We start from the raw sequence: 17710 nt of genomic DNA, 5'->3' as shown, positions 1-17710 counted from the left end.
TCCCCGGCTGGAGTACTAGTGTCCTGCGCCGGAAATTCGCCTACAAAAGCGTGCGAGTGATTCGAGGATCTCTTCGGCGGTCTTGGTCCAGGTGAACGGCCGTGGGTCGCGGTTCCAGTCGGCGATCCAGGAGCGGATGTCGGCTTCCAGGGCTTGGATGCTTTTGTGGGCGCCGCGGCGGATCTTCTGCTCTGTGAGGTGGCCGAACCAGCGCTCGACCTGGTTGATCCAGGACGAGCCGGTCGGGGTGAAGTGCATGTGGAACCGGGGGTGTCTGGCCAGCCAGGCCCGCACGGTCGGGGTCTTGTGGGTGCCGTAGTTGTCGCAGACCAGGTGCACGTCCAACTCGGCTGGCACCGCCTTGTCGATCGTGATCAGGAACTTCTTGAACTCGACGGCTCGGTGCTGGCGATGCAACTCGCCGATGACACTGCCGTCGGCGATGTTGAACGCGGCAAACAGGCTGGTGATCCCGTTGCGGGCGTAGTCGTGGGTGCGCCGTTCGGGCATGCCGGGCATCATCGGTAGGACTGGTTGGGATCTGTCGAGCGCCTGGATCTGGCTCTTCTCGTCAACGCAGAGCACGACGGCCCGCTCGGGCGGGTTGTGGTAGAGCCCGACGACGTCGACGACCTTCTCGATGAACAGCGGGTCCGTGGACAGCTTGAAGGTGTCGCTGCGGTGTGGCTTGAGGCCGAAATCCCGCCAGATTCGCCCGATCGTGGACTTCGACAACCCCGACTTCTCGGCCATCGACGTGCGTGACCAGTGGGTGGCGTTGCGCGGGGTCCGATCCAACGTCGTCACCACCACGTCCTCGACCTGGTCGAGGCTGATCGACGGCGGGCGGCCCGGTCGCTGCTCGTCCATCAGTCCGTCCAGCCGCAGCTTCAGAAACCGCCGCCGCCACTTGCCCACGGTGGACAAATGCACTCCGAGATCCCTTGCGACGTCGGTGTTCGACGCACCTTCAGCACAAGCCAGGACGATCCGCGAACGCATCGCCAGGACCTGCGACGACTTCGCCCGACGTGCCCACCGCGTCAACGTCGCTCGCTCTCCGTCGGTCAGCGTCAGCGGCGCAGTGGGACGCCCAGTTCTCGGCATCCCATCACCCTACCCATTTATCAGGCGAATTTCCGGCGCAGGACACTAGTCGACCGCCAATTCTCCCGCACCGGCCCGAACGAGTTGTGGGTCACTGATAAGTCCCGCCCGTGTTCTTCGCGGGCAGACTCCACCCATTCGCACCGAGCAGCCGACCAGGGGAAAGGGTACCGCGGTGCGCCAGGCGTCGGAGGGGAGTACGGCCCGCGCGACCGCGCGACCGCGCGACCGCGTGGGCCGGCAGGACCGCGCTGCGCGGGACCGGCCGGCCGACATCTGACCATCCCGTCGCGGATGGCCGGTCGTGGGTCACGGTGGTGCTGTGCGGTTCATCCGACCCTGCCGTTGCTCCGGCGCCCGATTGGCGCTTTCGTGACCACCTCGCAAGCGCGAGCCCCCGTCATCCGCAATCTCTGGTCGGCTCTGTGTCCGCCGATGGGATGATCCGGCTCATTCGGTGAGCTGTTCCGCCGCTGCCGCCCGCAGCGCCGCCGACGCGTCGGACCGCACCGGGTCGCCGTGACCGAAACAGGCGATGTCCACGTCCAGATTCGCGAACCGGCGGAACGACTCCGCCGCGCGCGTCCGGTCGATGTGGAACACCCCGAAGATCACCTGTCCCTCCCAGCTGGCCACGGTGTCGCCGGTGAACAGCACGCGGGAGCTCGGCACATGCAGGCCGATGCTGCCGTCGGTGTGGCCCGGTCCCCAGACCACCTGGGCGCCGCCGCCGAAGTCGATCACGTCGCCGTCCTCCAGTTCACGGTCCACCCGGCAGGGCGGCGCCGCCGGCAGGTCGGAGGCGATCTGCGCGTGCAGCACCCGCTCCTGGTCGGTGAAGTTCGGCGGCGGCCCCGGCGCCTCCGTACGGATCACGGGGGCGTCGAGGCGGTGCGCCAGCACCGGGGCGCCGTGCCAGGCGGCGACCTCGGCGGCGGAGCCCGCGTGGTCGTCGTGGAAGTGGGTGAGGACGATCTGACGCAGCTGGTCCGGTGTGCCGAGACGCTGGATGGCGGCGGCGATGTGCTCGCCGGAACCGGCTGGCCCGGTGTCGATCAGGGTGAGCGAGTCGGTGTCCCGCCAGAGGTACGCCTGGCCGACTGGAAAGCGGAGTAAGTGCAGGTCGGGCAGTAGTTCGATCGTCTCCATGCCGCGAACGTACTGTGCGCGGCGTCGCCCGCCACGGGGTTGCGCTGTGAGCGATTCCGCGCGCCGCGTAAACCTCCGCCGACCCGCAGCCACGGCAGGAGGCTGGCCACCGCGGTGCGACCGCTGGTGACGCGACGACGGGGACCGGCTGCCCGCGTCAGCCGCAGATAGTGGCGACGAGTGCCTGATCAGATCCGGTATGCGCCTGGGCTGAACGAACGCGGAAGTCTCCCAGTTCGTTCACGTCGCAAGTCCGACGACGTCGGTGCTGGCCAGCACGACACCGGTGGTCTGGTCGGCGGCGGCGAAGACGTGCCGGGCGACCGTGTCGCTGGTGCGGGAGCCACGCAACGTCTTGCCATCCACGGCGATCACCCGGCGTGTTCCCGCTGGCGGCGCGGGCAGCTGTGTGGCGAGCCAGGCACCGATCACCGCGGCCAGCCGATCGGGGTCCAGGGCCTGCAACAACCTGCGGATCATGGCCTCTGACGGCCGCCGGTCTGCGTCGATCCCCAGCGCAGCCGCGGTATCAGCGGGTAGATCAGCGACCCACTCACCGATCGCCGCGTACGAGCGGTAACCAGCGACGACCGCCCAGACCGCCGCCGCGACCACGGTTACCAGAGCATGCCGGACCGTGGTCATACGCGTCCTGCAACGCATCCTCGCGTTGACCGCCGTGATCTGGCACAACTGGCACACCAGCCAGCCAGTCCTATGATCCCTGATCGCGTTCGACCACTGACCCCTTGGAATAGATCGTCTAGGCTCGGGACGTGACCTCCCGCGCCGTCGTGTTCCGGCGGGCCGTGCAGCGGTACGCGCCTCTCGTGCTCGCCGTGCTGGTCGCCGCCGCGGTCTGGGGGTCGGCGACGGGTGCGGTCGGGGTCCGCTCGCCGCTGCCCAGGGTGTTGGTTCTCGTCGTGGCCGTGGCTTCGGGGTGGGCCGCCGGCGCGGTCCGGGCTCGCCGTTGGCCGCTGTTCACGATGGCCGCCGTCGGGTGGCTCGTGCTGGCCGCCTGGCCGGCGGCGGTGGTCGCTTCCTGGCAGGCGGGCCTCCGGCTGCGCGACCGCCGACGGCTGCTCGGCTACCTGGTCGGCGCCGCCCTGGTCGCGGGCGTCGGAGTGCTGGTCGGGGTGGCTGTCGGCGGGGAGCGCCGGCTGACCACCGCCACCCCGGCCAACGCGGCGGCGCTCTTCGCCTGGCTGCTCCTCCTCCCGCTGATCGTCGGGCTCTGGATCCGGGCGCGGCGGGACGCCCTGGCCGCTCTGCGGGACCGGGCCGAGCGGTTGGAGCGCGAGCAGGAGGCCCGCGCCGAGCGGGCCCGGGCCGAGGAGCGGGCCCGGATCGCCCGGGAGATGCACGACGTGGTGGCACATCGGGTCTCGCTGATGGTGGTGCACGCCGGGGCGCTGGAGGTGACCGGCGCCGACCCGGCTACCGTCGAGGCGGCGGCGCTGATCCGATCCACCGGTCGGCAGGCCCTCACCGACCTGCGGGAGGTGCTCGGCGTCCTGCGCCAGACCGCGGCGCCTGCCGTCGATGGTGCCGCCGTTGGCACCGGCCCGGCTCCACGTGCCGATCAGGCCACGGCAACGGACACGGCCCCGCTGCCCGGGCTGGACGGGTTGGACGGGCTGCTCCGGGAGTCGCGCGCCGCCGGGCTCCGGGTGCACCGGCGGGACGAGGGCGATCCGCGCCCGCTGCCGGCGGCCGTCGGGCGGACGGTGCACCGGGTGGTGCAGGAGGCGCTGACCAACGTCCACAAGCACGCGGCCGATGCCGAGACCACGGTCAGCCTGCGGTACGTCACTGGCGGGATCGAGGTCGACGTGTACAACGGCCCGTCGACCGGTGGGCCGGCGCTGCCCGGCGCGGGGCTGGGCCTGGTCGGCCTGCGGGAACGGGTGGAGTTGCTGGGCGGCCGGTTGGAGGCCGGCCCACGCGACGGCGGCTTTCGAGTCCGGGCGCTGATCCCAGTCGAGGAGGTGTCGTGATCCGGGTCCTGGTCGTCGACGACGAGCACCTGGTCCGCTCCGGCCTGCGGCTGATCCTCGAGGCGGACCAGGGCATCACCGTGGTCGGCGAGGCAGCGGACGGGGCTGCGGCGCTGGTCGAGACCCGCCGGCTCCACCCCGACGTGGTCCTGCTCGACGTCCGGATGCCGGGCACCGACGGGCTGGCCGCCGCGCCGGAGATCGTCGCCGCCGGCGCGAAGGTCATCATGCTGACCACCTTCGACCGGGACGAGTACGTGCACCGGGCGCTGCGGGCCGGGGCGGTCGGTTTCCTGCTGAAGGACACCCCGCCCCGGGAACTCGCCGCCGCGGTGCGGACGGTGGCCGCCGGCAACGCGATGTTGGCGCCGACGGTGACCCGGCGGCTGATCGACTCCTTCGCTGAGCGGGGCCCGGCCCGGCAGGACGCCGCCCGGCGGCGGCTCGATCAGCTCACCGGCCGCGAGCTGGAGATCGTCCGGGAGGTCGCGCGCGGGCACGCGAACGCCGAGATCGCTCGTCACCTGACGATGAGCGAGGCCACGGTCAAGGCGCACGTCAGCCGGGCGTTGGCCAAGCTCGGGATGGCCAACCGGGTGCAGGTGGCGATCCTGGTCCACGACGCCGACCTGCTCTGACGCGGCCGCAGCGGTGGGCGACGGAGCGGTGTGCCCGGTGCCGCAGCAAGCGAACCGTCTCCAGCAGCAGCAGCGTGATCGCCACCGACACGCCGAGGCCGGCCAGCACGCCCTTGAGCGGGTCACGCTGAAAGGCCAGCCCGCCGAGACGGCAAAGTCGTGAGGGGTAGCAACCGTTCGGTGGCGGCGTCGCGGTGGCCCTTGTCCACGATCAGGATGAGCCCGTCGGGGTGGGTCAGCAGGCCGTCGTTGTCCAGGTCGAACAGGTCGACGAGTATCTCGCGTTCGTCGGTCTTGGCGGTGGTCAAGGCGAACGCGACGGGGAGCCCGTGCACGGTGGTGACCAGGTGCAGGCGTAATCCCCAGAATTGACGTGAGTGCGAGGCGCAGTAGCCGTAGCTGGCCCAGCCCGTCAGGTCGGAACGTTTGACGGTCTCACGGGGGCGTCCGCACTCCACAGGGGTGGAGTCGGCGATGCGTATCGGGTGCCGCCACAGGTCGGTGTCCAGGGTCAGGACCCGAATGACATGAGCGATCTGCGGGGTCAGGGTCCGCAGTCGTTTGTTGTATCCGGGCTGCTTGGGTAGGTCGGGGAACAGGTGGATCAGTTCCTTGGCTGCGTAGCGGATCTAGCGGGCTTCCTTGTGGTAGCCCAGCAGTGACTGCATCACCGCGAGGGTGATCAGCTCGGCATCGGTGATTTTCGGGGTGATGCCGACCGTCGGCCGCCACCGGTTGAGCTGGGGTGACGTCTTCAACTCGTCGTCGATCTTCACGTACCGCCGACGGCGGGCCGGGCGACCGGGCGCGGTCGGGGTGGGCCCTGAGCCGGGGTCGGGGGCGAAGGCTACTTAAGTAGCGGCACCGGAGTGACGCACGGCCGATGGCGTCCACGGGCGCCGGCACCAGCATCGGGCGTATGCAATCCGTGCTCGACCTGCTCCACCAGACCATGTCCTCACCCTGGGTCTACCTGGCGATCTTCGCGATCGCGGTGATCGACGGCTTCTTCCCGGCGGTGCCGAGCGAGACCGCAGTTATCACCGCCGGGGTGTTCGCCGCGACCGGGCAACCCGACCTGCTGACCGTGATCGCGGTCGCGGCGGCCGGCGCGCTGGTCGGCGACCACATCTCGTACGCCCTCGGCCGGCACGGCGGCAGCCGCCTGCTCGCGCGCCTGCCCGACCACGGCCGACGTCGCGCCGCGATCGACTGGGCCCGGCGCGGCATCACCGTCCGAGGTGGACTGATCCTCACCGTCGCCCGGTACATTCCCGGCGGCCGGACCGCGGTCACCCTCACCATGGGCGCGGCCAGCTTCCCCCGGCGGCGGTTCCTCGCCTTCGACGCGGTCGCCGCCGTCTCGTGGGGCATCTACTCCGCGCTGGTGGGCTACCTCGGCGGGCTCGCCTTCGAGCGGGACCCGGCCCGGGGGCTGCTGCTCGGGCTCGGTCTCGCCCTGACGGTGACCCTGTTGGTGGAGGTGGTGCGCTGGCTCCGGGGCCGCCGGCGGGAACACCGTTAGATCCACAGGCCCCGTGTTGGCGCGAACCGTGTTGGAAGACACTTCCGTGGCTCATCGGACGGGCGCGATGAGCCACGGATCGTTGGTGAATCAAGAGCAGAGTCGTTGCCCGCGAGAGGACTGTAAATTGCTCCTCTGGCAAGCGGCGACTTGGCGGGCGACGAGGTCGGCCCGTAGCGCTTGGTAGACGACGTCGGAGAGGCGCCGCTTGAGGACGTGGAGGGCTTTCAGGCGGCCGTCGCCGCTGGCTTGCGGCGTGCGGCGAGGTCTCGCGCGGGTGGGCGGGAGCGGGTGATGGCGACGAGTCTGACTTCGCCCCGCCGGCCACCCCTTGGCGCTCACCTCAGCAGTGACCGCTCGGTGGGCGCTAGCCGCAGCCGTTGCGACGTCCTAACCCACCGCTCTGAAAGGATGGGCAGCACCCCCTCGGACCAGCGTTCCGAGCGCTGCAGGCGATCCAGATGATCGTCGAACCGACCTTCGTCGGCGAACCGTGTGAACCACACGAAGACCTCCTCGCCGGTCCGCACTGGCAGCGCCGGGAAGGTGTTCGGGGCGTGTTCCGACTGCAGATACGCCAGTGGCTCACCGCCGGTCTCGGCGAGCACGGGCCGGACTCGCCGCTCGAAGAACTCAAGGAACGCAGTGTCGAATGGGCCGACGCCGTGCCAGATTGTGGCCAGGACGAGCGACGGCGGGAATACCGACGGCTGGCCGGGCGCTGGCCGGGCGTCCACCGGCACCGGGAACCCGCCCCGCGCCGAGGCTGGCCGCAGCAGCAGTACGTCATCGGAGTCGATCATCGTCGCGTTCGCCTCGTCGCGGTGCGCCTGCCAGACCGGCCCGCCGTAAAAGCTCCCCAGCGCCTCCGCGCGGCGCGGCATGTCTTCAAAGCCACGCAGCCAGACGAACCGGTCGGGGTCGTCCAGGTCGCGGAACTGCCCCAGGACGGTCATGCCCGTCGCCTCCTGGGTCTCGACAAACTCCAGGTCGAACAGGTCGATCAGCATGTCGCGCTGTCCCGGGTGCAGCGTGTACTGCCGTAGTTCGACGATCGGACACCGTGCGGCTTCCATCAGATCTACTCCTCATTCAATGCTGTAACAATCTTTGTTACAACAACGGACACAGTGGGGCGCGGCGAGATCCGACCGCCGCACCGTCAACTAGCTCATCAACGTCTCGCGAAGCATGTCGGCGATAGACGTATCCGCCAGCTCCCGTCGGATGACCCGCTCAACTCGACCGTAGGCCTCGCTCAGCGCGGGCCGGATGCCTCGGCCGACCGGACACTCCAGATTGGGCTCGGTGCGGTGCAGGCCGAACGGCGGCTCTGCCCCGACCGCGTCGTACACCTGGAGCAGGGTGATCTCCTCGGGCGTGCGGGCCAGACTCCAGCCTGCACCAGCGCCGTGGCGGACCTCCACCAGGCCGGCTCGCCGCAGGTCACCGAGGCTGCGCCGGATGATCACGGGGTTGGTGTTGACGCTGGCTGCGACCTGGTCCGAGGTCAGCACCTCCTGACCACGGCGCTGCGCGAGCGCCAGCCAGGTCAGCACATGCGTCGCGATGGTCAATCGACTGTTCGCCGCCATCACCCCTCCTTGTCGTAACATTTTCTGTTACAGCTGCGCCGCAGTCAAGCCAAGCCGACGGGTCGCTTCGCGGGGACGCGGGTAGCAACACCGCCGCTAGTGCTCTGACCAAACGTTGGCCGGGGTGGTTATGCGGCTCGCCTGGCGGGTTGGCACCAGCGGCGGTGTCATTCGCTGCGGATGCGGATGCGGATGCGGATGCGGGGGCGGTGGCGGCGTTGGCGGCCAGGACGTCGGGGTGGCGGGCGTTGGCGTTGCGCCAGCGCAGGTAGGCGTGCAGGCCGCGGGCCAGGACGGTGTGGTTGGGGTGATCGGAGCCGGCGATGACGAAGGTGCGCAGCGGCCCGAAGTGTGCCTCGATCGGGTTGGCCCAGGAGGCGTAGGTCGGGGTGAAACACAACTCGACCTTGTTCCGGGCCGTTATCTCACCGCCCTTCGTCTCTCTAGGATCTAGGATCCCTCGGGCATCGACGCGGCGGATCGTTTGTGTCGGTGTCCGGGGAACAGCCGCCACTAGGCAAAGAGATCCTCCAGGACCTGGGCAACGCCGTCCTCGTCGTTGCCGGCTGTGTGGTTGGCTGCCGCCGCGAGCACCGAGCCGTGTGCGTTTGCGACGGCGTATGAGGTGCCCGCCCATGCGAGCATGGGTAGGTCGTTGGGAGCGTCGCCGAAGGCGATCACCTCGGCTGGATCGACCCGCCAGTCCTGGCAGAGCGTGGCCAGGGCCGCAGCCTTGGATACGCCTGGCGCGGCGATCTCCAGCGGCGCGCGTTCAGCAGACCATGTGCATTCAACGAACTGACCGAGACTGGGACGCAGCCGCGTCCAGGCAGCATCCGGGTCCTGATCGGGTAGCCAGACCATGATCTTGACCAACTGGTCGGCAACGAGTTCCGAGAGCGCCGCTACGGGCACCCGTTCGTTGTCCAGCGTCGGGCGGTAGCGGTAGCCGGGTTCGAAGAGCACCTGGTAACCGGTCTCCACGGCAAATCCCGCCTCCGGCACCAGACGCGAGACATCCGCCATCACCCGCTGCGTCACGTCCTGTCGCAGCGGGTGAGTGATCAGAACCTTGTGGCTGCCGACCTCGTACCGCACCGCCCCGTTACCACAGATTGCCATGTCGATGAGGCTCTCGGACCCGAAGAGATCCTCGATGACGCGGGCCGGGCGGGCACTTGCCGCCACCACACGCGCGCCAGCCGCTCGCGTGATTCGCAGTGCCTTGCGGGTGCGGTCAGACAGCGTCGAGTCGCTGCGGAGGAGGGTGCCGTCGAGATCTGTGGCGATGACGCGAGGAGTGACCATGGAGCCATCTCACCACAGTTGCAAAGCACCGCATGGCTACGGCAAACCTAGCTGGGAGGACCTGCAAAAGTCCGTACCGGAAGGGACTGCAGCCACCAGTGGGCGCAAGACCAAGCAGGCAACCGAGCAGCCAAGGCTACGAACGGCGACGGACGTCGGCGGACCACGTCGCCAGGTCGGCGAAGACCAAGACCATTAACTGCCCCGGGTTCTGTGGAGACCTCAGCGGTTGGCTCCAACCACCTTGGACTGGGGTTGAGCGGAGAACACCGATTCGTATTCGGTGGGTGTGACGTGCCCGATGGCTGAGTGCAGGCGCTGGTTGTTGTACCAGTCGACCCACTCGGCGCTGGCCAGTTCGACCTGAGCGAGGCTGCGCCACGGCCCTCGGGGCTTGATCAGCTCGGTCTTGTAGAGGCCGATGGTGGACTCCATCAGCGCGTTGTCCAGGGCGTCACCGACGCTGCCGATCGAGGCGTCGATACCGGCATCGAGCAGGTGGGTGGTGAACCGGAACGACGTGTACTGGGCGCATCGCTGTGATGTACCAGGCCCGCCCCGACCGGCTGCCCGGCGCGGTCTCGGCGCCACAACCCCATGTCCCGGGCGGCCAGGACCAGCGGGGTCCGGTTGTTCGTCGCCGCGGACCAACCCCACGATCGCCCGGGAGTAGACGTAGACGACGAACGCGACGTAGACGACGCCGGACCAGGCGGCGACGTGGGTGAAGTCCGCGACCCAGCAACGGTTCGGCCGGGCGGCGGTGAAGTCCCGGTTGAGCAGGTCAGCGGCCCGGAGCGTGGCATTGGTGGTCGGCGGCGCTGTCCGGGTCGAGGAGGTCCTCATACACGCCGACCTTGAACCTGATCAGGTCCAGGCACTCGGCGAGTCTGTCGATCTGGGTGGTGACGCGGGCTTGGTGCTCGCGCAGGAGCGTGCGTCGTTCTTCCTCGTTGCCGGCTCCTTGCCTGACGAGGTCGGCGTATCGGCGTAGCGCGGTCAGGGGCATGCCGGAGGCGCGCAAGATGATGCAGACGGTGAGCCAGTCCACGTCATCCTGGCGGTAGACGCGGCGCCCGCCAGGTCCGCGCCGCACAGGGTTGACGAAGAGTCCCTCGTGCTCGTAGAAGCGCAGCGCGTGCACGCTCAAGCCGGTGCGTTCGGCGACCTGCCCGATGCTCAGACTTGTGGTGACCTCAGCCATACCGTTCACGGTAGCGGCTTGACCTAGAGCCAACTCTAGATCCTAGGGTTCCCCGTGCGATCGACGCTTCTGTCGCTCTGCAATCACGGCTGAAACAGTAAGGGAAGCATCACCATGCGCTATCGCACCCTCGGTGGAACCGGTATCGAAGTCAGTGTCTTCTGCCTCGGGACCATGATGTTCCAGGATGGCTGCAACTCCGACCACGACGATTGTGTCCGCATCATCCACGCCGCCCTGGACCAGGGGATCAACTTCGTCGACACCGCCGACATGTACGGACAGGGAGAGTCCGAGGAAATCGTGGGCAAGGCGCTGCGGGGGCGCCGTGATGACATCGTGTTGGCCACCAAGGTGCACTTTCAGATGGGCGAGGGCCGCAATCACAGTGGCAACTCGCGGCGTTGGATCCTCAAGGCGGTGGAGGACAGCCTCAGGCGCCTGAACACCGACTGGATCGACCTCTACCAGGTCCACCGCCCCGACGACTCGACCGACGTCGAGGAGACGCTCTCGGTGCTCAGCGACCTTGTGCGCGAGGGGAAGATCCGCGCTTTCGGCTGCTCGACGTTCCCGGCCGAGGAGATCGTCGAGGCGCATCACGTCTCCGAGCGTCGCGGCCTCGGACGCTTCCGCACCGAACAGCCGCCGTATTCGATCCTGGCCCGCGGGATCGAGGCCTCGGTCCTGCCCGTCTGCCAGCGCTACGGAATGGGGGTGCTGGTCTGGAGCCCACTGGCCTTCGGGTTCCTCACCGGCAAGTACCGCAAGAACCAGCCCATCGACCTGTCAACCGGCCGTCCCACAATCCGGCCGGAACGATTCGATCCCACGATCGCGGAAAACGCCGCCAAGCTCGACGTCGTCGAGCAGCTCGTCGAGCTCGCGGAAAACATCGGCTGCACCCTCCCGCAGCTCGCCATTGCGTTCACCGTGGCCCACCCCGCCGTCACCTCGGCGATCATCGGACCGCGGATCATGCCGCAACTGGAGGACCTCCTCAAGGGCGCCACGCTAACCCTGGACGATGCGACTCTCGACCGGATCGACGAGATCGTGCCGCCCGGAACCAACATGTACAACCCCAACGCCCCCCTGCCCCCGCGTTCACTGACCGACACCGCACTTCGTCGCCGCCCACTCACCGACCGCGCCGCGGCCTGAGTGAGCTGATTGTGGTGGGTCAGTTGCTGAATCGAGGGAGACGGGCGTCCCCCCGTCTCCCTCGCGCCTTCCGGGTCTTCTGGCTCGGTGAAGCCGTCAGCCTGTTCGGGACCGCGACCACGGCGACGCTGCTGTCACTGCTCGCAGCCACGCAGCTGGACGCCGGTCCGGGCTGGATGGGAATCCTAGCGGCGGCGAGCTGGTCACCGTGGCTGATCCTCGGCCTGCATACCCGCTCGGAGATTACCGCGCGGCGGGCGGGGTTGTGGTGGCGAGCGTTGCCAGGTAGCCGTCCAGGAGGCGGATCTGGCGCTCGGGGGGGAACTCCTCCGGGCCGAACAGCGCCTGGACGATGAGGCCGAGCGCGAACGATTGGACAGCCGCCGCGATATCGTCCGGATCATGCGGTGGCAGCTCCCCGAGGTGTTGCGCCGTCTCCACATGGTGGCGGATCCGCTCGCGCGAGCGCGCGTAGCGGGCCGCGTGCCCGACCGCGAGGTCCCGGTCAGCCAGCGCGGCGTCCCACGAACTGACCCAGATCCGATTGTCCGTGGCGGCCTGCGGCGTCAACGGGAGGATGTCCATCAGTATCGCCCGTAATGCGGCGAGCCCCTCGGGCTCGGGTGCGATGCGCCTCGGCCGTGCCGCACGGTGCTCGTCCAGCAACGTCAACGCATGCGCGACCAGGTCCTTTTTGTTCGGGAAGTAGTGCGTGAGCAGGCCGGTGGTCGCGCCCATCTCGGTGGCGACCGCCCGCAGCGTGAGGCCGCCGAACCCGTGCGCGGCCAGAACCCGCCACACGGCCCCGGACACGTCGCGGCGGCGGGCGTCGTGGTCTCCCTTGTGACGTGGCATGCCGACAGGCTACATTCACACAACGCCCGTTATGTAAATGGAGGTTCCTTGTTCGCCACCGCGCTGCGCGACAACGCCGAGTTGCGGGCGCTCGAGCCGCACCACGCCGAGGAGTTCCTGGCCCACCTGGACCGCGCCCGCACGCACATCGTGCCCTGGGTGGGCGCGAGCTTCGTCGCCTCCGACCTCGACTCCGCGCGAGCGGTGCTCCAGCGCTACGCCGACTGCCAGGCCGCCGACCGGCAGCGCCTCTACGGCATCTGGCTCGCCGGCACCCTGGTCGGCGGCACCATGTTCGTCAGCTTCGACACCGCCCTCGGGGTGTGCGAAATCGGCTGCTGGCTCGAGCCGGCCGCGGAGGGACAGGGGCTGATCACCCAGGTGGTCCGCATGATGATCGACTGGGCCTTCCACACACGCGGCCTGGCCCGCGCTCAGTGGTGCACCCTGCCGGACAACATCCGCAGCATCAACGTGGCCAAGAGGCTTGGTATGAGCCTTGACGGCACGCTGCGGCAATACAACCCGGGCACCGGCGGGCTTCGGCGCGACAAGCAGGTCTGGTCCGTGCTCGCCACCGAATGGCCTGAATCCACCCACCCAGGAGGGGGTGCCGACGTCAAGGCCGAGCTCGACCAGCTGATGCGCACCTTCCTCGGCGCGTTCACCAACACCGGCGGCAGCGGGCCGAACGTCGACGTCATCCGTGAGGTGTTCATTCCGCAAGGGACGATCATCATGAACGTCGGGGCCGAACCCGTGATCTACGACCTCGACGCGTTCATCGCGCCTCGGAAGAACATCCTCACCGACGGGACGTTGACTGAGTTCTCCGAATGGGAAGTCGCCGAACGCACCGAGATCTTCGGGTCGGTCGCGCATCGGTTCAGCCACTACCGCAAGTCCGGTGTCCGCGACGGCGCACGGTTCGAGGGCGCCGGCCACAAGACCACCCAGTTCGTCCGGACGCCCGACGGCTGGAGGATGAACTCGATGGCCTGGGACGACTCCCGGTAAGGACCCCCACCTTCCGTCACCGATGCGGGGACCCCCGCCAGGCGTCGCGGCACAACGCCAGGCCGGAAGAACTCCTTATACGGGCCGGACCCGCCCTACTACGCCGTCATCAGGTCGCCGCCGCCAACCGCCACCACGCCCGCGACAGCAACCGGCCACTCGCCCTACTCGGCATCACCCGACGACTCTGCCGGGGCCCTGGCCGGGCAGCGTAGATGAGAGGCCGCCGCTGGAGCAGCCATGTCGCGACCCAGGGACGCCTATGTCTCACGCCTTCGCGGCGTCCATGAGGGCGTCGATCAGCGCGCGCAGTGCGGGCTGATCGAGTGAGATCTCCCGGACTGCGGCGTAGATCGTCCTTACCGGATCGGGGCGGCGGACCGGGCGGATGGTGACGCCGGGGTGGCGGGTGCTCAGTCCGAGTCGGGGGATGAGGCTGATGCCGAGGCCGGCTGCGACGAATCCCTGAGCCGTGGCGTAGTCCTCCGATTTCGCCACGAAGTCCGGAGTGAAGCCCGCCGCGGCGCAGGCGTCGATTATGGGCTCCAGGCAGGGGCCGGGCGGTTCGCTGCCGACCCAGGGTTCGCCGGCGAGGTCGGCCAGGTCGATCACCCGTTGCACGGAGAGCGGGTGTCCGGTGGGCAGCACGGCCTGGTACGCGTCGTCGAGCAGGTGCACCACGCGGATGCCCTGGCGCCTTTCGTCGCTCGTTCGGCGGACCACGATGGCCAGGTCGGCGTTTCCTTGCTCCACGTCCGGCATTGGATCATCCGGATCGCTCAGCTTGGGGTCGATCGTCACGTCGGGGTGCTCGCGCCGAAGTCGGGCGAGGGCGGATGCCAGCAGGGTCGGGCCGACCGAGGCGAAGTAGCGGACCGTCAGCCGGCCGGTATGCCCCGCGCGCAAATCGGCCAGCGCGGTCTCGGCCTCGGCGACGTGCTGGCCGATGATGGCCGCGTGCTTGGTGAGCAGTCGGCCCGCCGCCGTGGGCTGCACACCCCGGCCGACCCGTTCGAGCAGCGCGATCCCGGCTTCCTTTTCCAACGCCGCCACCTGCTGGCTGACGGCGGAGGGGGTGTAGCCGAGGTGCGCCGCCGCCGCGGTCACCGACCCGCTGGTGACCACCGCCCGCAGCACCTGCATCCGTCTCACGTCAATCATGTAGCAGAGCTTAACGTCACTCCATAACCTTTTGCTTGTTCTACCGGATCGGGTGCGGCACCGTTCATGGCGACGGACCAAGGAGATCAAGGGTGAACAGTGTCGCGGGCAGGACATGGGCGTGGGCGCGAGTGGGCGTGCTCGCCCTGCTGTGGGGATCGACCTTCTTCTGGATCGAGCTGGCCCTCGACGCCCTGACTCCGGTCCAGGTCACCCTCAGCCGGTGCGTACTCGGATCGGCCGCTCTGCTGATCGCATGCCTCGGCTCGGGTCGACGGCTGCCTCGAGGTAAGGCGATCTGGGGTCACATCGTCGTGGCCGCCTTCTTCTGCAACGCCCTGCCGTTCGCCATGTTCAGCATCGGCCAGCAGACCATCGACTCCGGGGTGGCCGGCGTACTGAACGCGACGACCCCGCTGTGGTCCCTGCTGATCGGCGTCGTGATCGGCTCGGAGCGCGGACTCCGGCCGGTCCGGCTGGGCGGACTCCTGCTCGGGTTCGTCGGGGTCGTGCTGATCTTCGCTCCGTGGCAGACGACCGGGCCGGTCGGGTGGGGCGCTCTTGCCATCGTCGCCGCAGCGGCGAGCTATGCCGTCGGCTTCGCGTACATGGGCCGCAACCTGGTCGGCAAAGGCATCCCCACCATCTCGCTGTCCGCCGCGCAGCTCATCGCGGCAACCGGCCTGACCGCGCTGACCCTGCCCGCCGGCGGTTTGACACCGATCGAGATCGGCCCGAAGACCCTGATCTCCGTCGTGATCCTGGGCATCGTCGCCACCGGGATCACCTTCCACCTCACCTACCGGATCATCGCCGCCGAGGGCGCCACCAACGCCGCGACGGTCGGCTACCTGCTGCCGGTGGTCTCAGTAGCGCTGGGCGCTGTCGTACTCGACGAGGGTTTCAACCTCCGGATCGCCACCGGGATGGTGGTCGTGCTCGCCGGGGTCGGCCTGACCCGCCGACGCAAGCGGCCGCTGTCGGCACCGGCGTCGGCGGAAACCCCGGCAGCGCTGACCGAGCCGAGAGCCTGACCCGCAATCGCGAAAGAAAGAACAGGACGTATGACAGTGACCGCACTGACGGTAAGCACGACCCCCGCTGCATCGCTGCCCGCGGACTGCATCGTGATCGGTGTCGCCAAGGGTTCCAAGGGGCCGGTGCTGGCGCCCGGCGCGGAGGCGGTGGCCGAGGCGTTCGACGGCACGCTGGCCGGGCTACTCGGCGTGACCGGTGCCGAGGGCGAAGCGGTCAAGCTTCCCGCACCCGCCGGCATCGAGGCCAGGCTGGTCCTCGCGGTCGGCCTCGGCGACGTCGCCAACGACAACAACGGGTACGACGCGGAGGTGCTGCGCCGGGCCGCCGGGGTGGCCGCCCGGACTCTGGCCGGCGCCGCGACGGTCGCCGTGGCGCTGCCAGCCGGGACCGCCGAGGCCGTGGAGGCGGTGGCGCTGGGTGGCCTACTCGGCGCGTACAGCTTCACCGCCTACCGCACCACCCACCACGCCACGGCCCCGGTCCGCGAGCTGGCCATCATCGCGAACCGCGACGGCCGGACGGACGCCGAGGCCGCCGTGCGACGCGCCGACGTGCTCGGCCAGGAGCTGAACCGGGCCCGCGACCTGGTCAATACGCCGGCCAACGACCTGTACCCGGAGAGCTTTGCCGCCGCCGTGGTCACGGCCGGCCGGGAGTACGGGCTGGCGGTCGAGGTGCTCGACGAGGGGGCGCTCGTTGCGGGTGCCTTCGGTGGCATCCTTGGCGTCGGGCAGGGCTCGGCCCGACCGCCGCGGCTGGTGCGGATCGCCCACACCCACCCGGAGGCGAAGGCGAGTCTCGCCTTCGTCGGCAAGGGCATCACCTACGACTCGGGCGGCATCTCGCTGAAGCCGGTCGGCGCCAACGAGATCATGAAGCGCGACATGTCCGGCGCGGCGGCCGTGTTCACCGCAGTGCTGGCCGCCGCCCGGCTCGGCCTCCGGGTCAACGTCACCGGCTGGCTTGCGCTGGCCGAGAACATGCCGTCCGGCTCCGCCGTCCGTCCCGGCGACGTGCTGCGGATGTACGGCGGCCGGACAGTCGAGGTGCTCAACACCGACGCCGAGGGACGCCTGGTGCTCGCCGACGCGCTGGTGCGCGCGGGCGAGGAGCGACCCGACGCGATCGTGGACGTGGCCACCCTGACCGCGGCCATGCGGTTCGGCCTGGGTAACCATCTCTTCGGGGTGATGTCGAACGACGACGCCTTCTGTGACCGGGTCCTGGCCGCCGCCGGCCGGGCCGGCGAGCTGGCCTGGCCGATGCCGCTGCCGGCCGAGCTGCGCAGCAGCCTGAACTCCCGGGTGGCCGACATCGCCAACTACGGCGAGCGGATGGGCGGCGGCTTGGTGGCCGGCCTGTTCCTCCAGGAGTTCGTGCCGGCCGGCACCCCCTGGGCGCACCTGGACATCGCCGGACCCGCATTTCACGAGGGCGAGCCCTACGGGTACACGCCCAACGGCGGCACCGGGTGCGCGGTCCGGACCCTGGTGCGGCTCGCTGAGGACATCGCGATCGGCGGCCATGATGTTTCTTGAATCAGCCGCGACGGCGGCGGCGCCCGAGCCGTTCGGCCACTACGCACAGGCTACCGTCACGCCGGACGGCATCGTCTGGGTGTCCGCGCAGCTTCCGGTCGGCGTTTCCGCTGATTCCTCCGCCGCGGAGCAGGCGCGTCGGGTGCTGTCCAATGTGCTGTCCATCGTGGCAGCCGGTGGCGGCAGGGCTGACTCCGTCGCCAAGGTCAACCTGTACCTGACCGACATCTCCGACTGGGCATCCGTTGACGCCGTCTTTGCCGCGGCGTTCGGTGACCATCGCCCAGCGCGGGCGGTGCTGCAGGTGGCCGGGTTGCACCACGGCTTCAGGGTGGCCGCCGACGCCGTCGCCTGGCGAGTCCACGGCCGATGAGGGCCCTGTATCAGGTGGGCGCCTTCACCGTCACCCCGTTC

Annotated in this window: 17 protein-coding genes and 3 pseudogenes; 8 read left to right on the top strand and 12 right to left on the bottom strand. The window is 69.3% G+C overall.

Annotation, left to right across the window (positions count from 1 at the left end):
• Positions 1 to 15 precede the first annotated feature (15 nt).
• The 3 genes from NCC78_RS01165 to NCC78_RS01155 all read right to left on the bottom strand — a co-directional run bounded on the left by NCC78_RS01165 (position 16) and on the right by NCC78_RS01155 (position 2871).
• The gene (locus tag NCC78_RS01165; protein ID WP_250791172.1) at positions 16 to 1107 is read right to left on the bottom strand and encodes an IS630 family transposase; all 1092 of its coding nucleotides are present in this window, start codon (positions 1105 to 1107) and stop codon (positions 16 to 18) included.
• Positions 1108 to 1557: 450 nt separating this feature from the next.
• Positions 1558 to 2256 carry an MBL fold metallo-hydrolase gene (locus NCC78_RS01160; RefSeq protein ID WP_250791171.1) on the bottom strand — a complete coding sequence of 233 codons (699 nt, stop codon included), beginning with the start codon at positions 2254 to 2256 and terminating at the stop codon, positions 1558 to 1560.
• A gap of 240 nt (positions 2257 to 2496) precedes the next feature.
• Positions 2497 to 2871 (bottom strand): transposase family protein, encoded by a 375-nt coding sequence (locus NCC78_RS01155; RefSeq protein WP_250791170.1) that lies wholly within the window; start codon positions 2869 to 2871, stop codon positions 2497 to 2499.
• Positions 2872 to 3032: 161 nt separating this feature from the next.
• On the opposite strand from NCC78_RS01155, the gene NCC78_RS01150 reads away from it, so the two are divergent.
• Both NCC78_RS01150 and NCC78_RS01145 read left to right on the top strand, forming a co-directional pair.
• On the top strand, positions 3033 to 4253 hold the full coding sequence (locus NCC78_RS01150) for a sensor histidine kinase (protein WP_250791169.1): 1221 nt from the start codon (positions 3033 to 3035) through the stop codon (positions 4251 to 4253).
• Complete coding sequence (locus NCC78_RS01145) at positions 4250 to 4891, top strand: response regulator (protein ID WP_250791168.1); 642 nt, start codon at positions 4250 to 4252, stop codon at positions 4889 to 4891. Before NCC78_RS01150 ends, NCC78_RS01145 begins: the two co-directional genes overlap by 4 nt.
• A 167-nt stretch (positions 4892 to 5058) precedes the next feature.
• On the opposite strand, the pseudogene NCC78_RS32655 reads toward NCC78_RS01145, so the two are convergent.
• A pseudogene (locus tag NCC78_RS32655) lies at positions 5059 to 5667 on the bottom strand (transposase); the annotation flags it as partial.
• A 143-nt stretch (positions 5668 to 5810) separates the two neighbouring features.
• On the opposite strand from NCC78_RS32655, the gene NCC78_RS01125 reads away from it, so the two are divergent.
• A complete protein-coding gene (locus tag NCC78_RS01125; RefSeq protein WP_250791165.1) occupies positions 5811 to 6416 on the top strand; it encodes a DedA family protein in 606 nt (201 codons plus the stop codon).
• Between the two features lie 338 nt (positions 6417 to 6754).
• On the opposite strand, the gene NCC78_RS01120 is transcribed toward NCC78_RS01125, so the two are convergent.
• From NCC78_RS01120 to NCC78_RS01100, 6 genes and pseudogenes are all read right to left on the bottom strand, one after another.
• Positions 6755 to 7492 carry an NIPSNAP family protein gene (locus tag NCC78_RS01120; RefSeq protein WP_250791164.1) on the bottom strand — a complete coding sequence of 246 codons (738 nt, stop codon included), beginning with the start codon at positions 7490 to 7492 and terminating at the stop codon, positions 6755 to 6757.
• Positions 7493 to 7582: 90 nt separating this feature from the next.
• Complete coding sequence (locus tag NCC78_RS01115) at positions 7583 to 8011, bottom strand: Rrf2 family transcriptional regulator (protein ID WP_250791163.1); 429 nt, start codon at positions 8009 to 8011, stop codon at positions 7583 to 7585.
• A 167-nt stretch (positions 8012 to 8178) separates the two neighbouring features.
• Positions 8179 to 8429, bottom strand: a pseudogene (locus tag NCC78_RS32150) (IS630 family transposase); the annotation flags it as partial.
• 95 nt (positions 8430 to 8524) lie between these two features.
• A complete protein-coding gene (locus NCC78_RS01110) occupies positions 8525 to 9319 on the bottom strand; it encodes an HAD family hydrolase (protein ID WP_250791162.1) in 795 nt (264 codons plus the stop codon).
• Between the two features lie 222 nt (positions 9320 to 9541).
• The gene (locus NCC78_RS01105) at positions 9542 to 10165 is read right to left on the bottom strand and encodes an integrase core domain-containing protein (protein ID WP_250791161.1); all 624 of its coding nucleotides are present in this window, start codon (positions 10163 to 10165) and stop codon (positions 9542 to 9544) included.
• Complete coding sequence (locus NCC78_RS01100; protein WP_250791160.1) at positions 10104 to 10523, bottom strand: MerR family transcriptional regulator; 420 nt, start codon at positions 10521 to 10523, stop codon at positions 10104 to 10106. The genes NCC78_RS01105 and NCC78_RS01100 overlap by 62 nt, the downstream gene beginning before the upstream one ends.
• A gap of 114 nt (positions 10524 to 10637) precedes the next feature.
• Here NCC78_RS01100 and NCC78_RS01095 point away from each other — a divergent pair, with 114 nt between their 5' ends.
• A complete protein-coding gene (locus NCC78_RS01095) occupies positions 10638 to 11687 on the top strand; it encodes an aldo/keto reductase (protein ID WP_250791159.1) in 1050 nt (349 codons plus the stop codon).
• A 243-nt stretch (positions 11688 to 11930) separates the two neighbouring features.
• Here the strand turns inward: NCC78_RS01095 and NCC78_RS01090 are convergent, their stop codons facing one another.
• Positions 11931 to 12542, bottom strand: coding sequence for a TetR/AcrR family transcriptional regulator (locus NCC78_RS01090; protein ID WP_250791158.1), 612 nt, complete (start codon positions 12540 to 12542; stop codon positions 11931 to 11933).
• A gap of 48 nt (positions 12543 to 12590) precedes the next feature.
• Between NCC78_RS01090 and NCC78_RS01085 the strand changes: the two are divergent.
• Positions 12591 to 13127: pseudogene (locus NCC78_RS01085) on the top strand (GNAT family N-acetyltransferase); the annotation flags it as partial.
• A gap of 699 nt (positions 13128 to 13826) precedes the next feature.
• Here NCC78_RS01085 and NCC78_RS01080 read toward each other — a convergent pair.
• The gene (locus NCC78_RS01080) at positions 13827 to 14720 is read right to left on the bottom strand and encodes a LysR family transcriptional regulator (RefSeq protein WP_250791157.1); all 894 of its coding nucleotides are present in this window, start codon (positions 14718 to 14720) and stop codon (positions 13827 to 13829) included.
• Positions 14721 to 14812: 92 nt separating this feature from the next.
• Here NCC78_RS01080 and NCC78_RS01075 point away from each other — a divergent pair, with 92 nt between their 5' ends.
• Genes NCC78_RS01075 through NCC78_RS01065 form a run of 3 tightly spaced genes read left to right on the top strand, consistent with a single transcriptional unit; the run spans position 14813 to position 17669 of the window.
• On the top strand, positions 14813 to 15754 hold the full coding sequence (locus NCC78_RS01075; RefSeq protein WP_250791156.1) for a DMT family transporter: 942 nt from the start codon (positions 14813 to 14815) through the stop codon (positions 15752 to 15754).
• A gap of 30 nt (positions 15755 to 15784) precedes the next feature.
• A complete protein-coding gene (locus tag NCC78_RS01070) occupies positions 15785 to 17296 on the top strand; it encodes a leucyl aminopeptidase (protein WP_250791155.1) in 1512 nt (503 codons plus the stop codon).
• Positions 17283 to 17669 carry a RidA family protein gene (locus NCC78_RS01065; protein WP_250791154.1) on the top strand — a complete coding sequence of 129 codons (387 nt, stop codon included), beginning with the start codon at positions 17283 to 17285 and terminating at the stop codon, positions 17667 to 17669. Before NCC78_RS01070 ends, NCC78_RS01065 begins: the two co-directional genes overlap by 14 nt.
• Positions 17670 to 17710 lie beyond the last annotated feature (41 nt).

The sequence above is a fragment of the Micromonospora phytophila genome (assembly GCF_023656545.1).
Classification (GTDB): Bacteria; Actinomycetota; Actinomycetes; order Mycobacteriales; family Micromonosporaceae; genus Micromonospora; species Micromonospora phytophila.
Note: the sequence above shows the minus strand (reverse complement) of the source record. Positions and strands in the feature narration are given on the sequence as shown.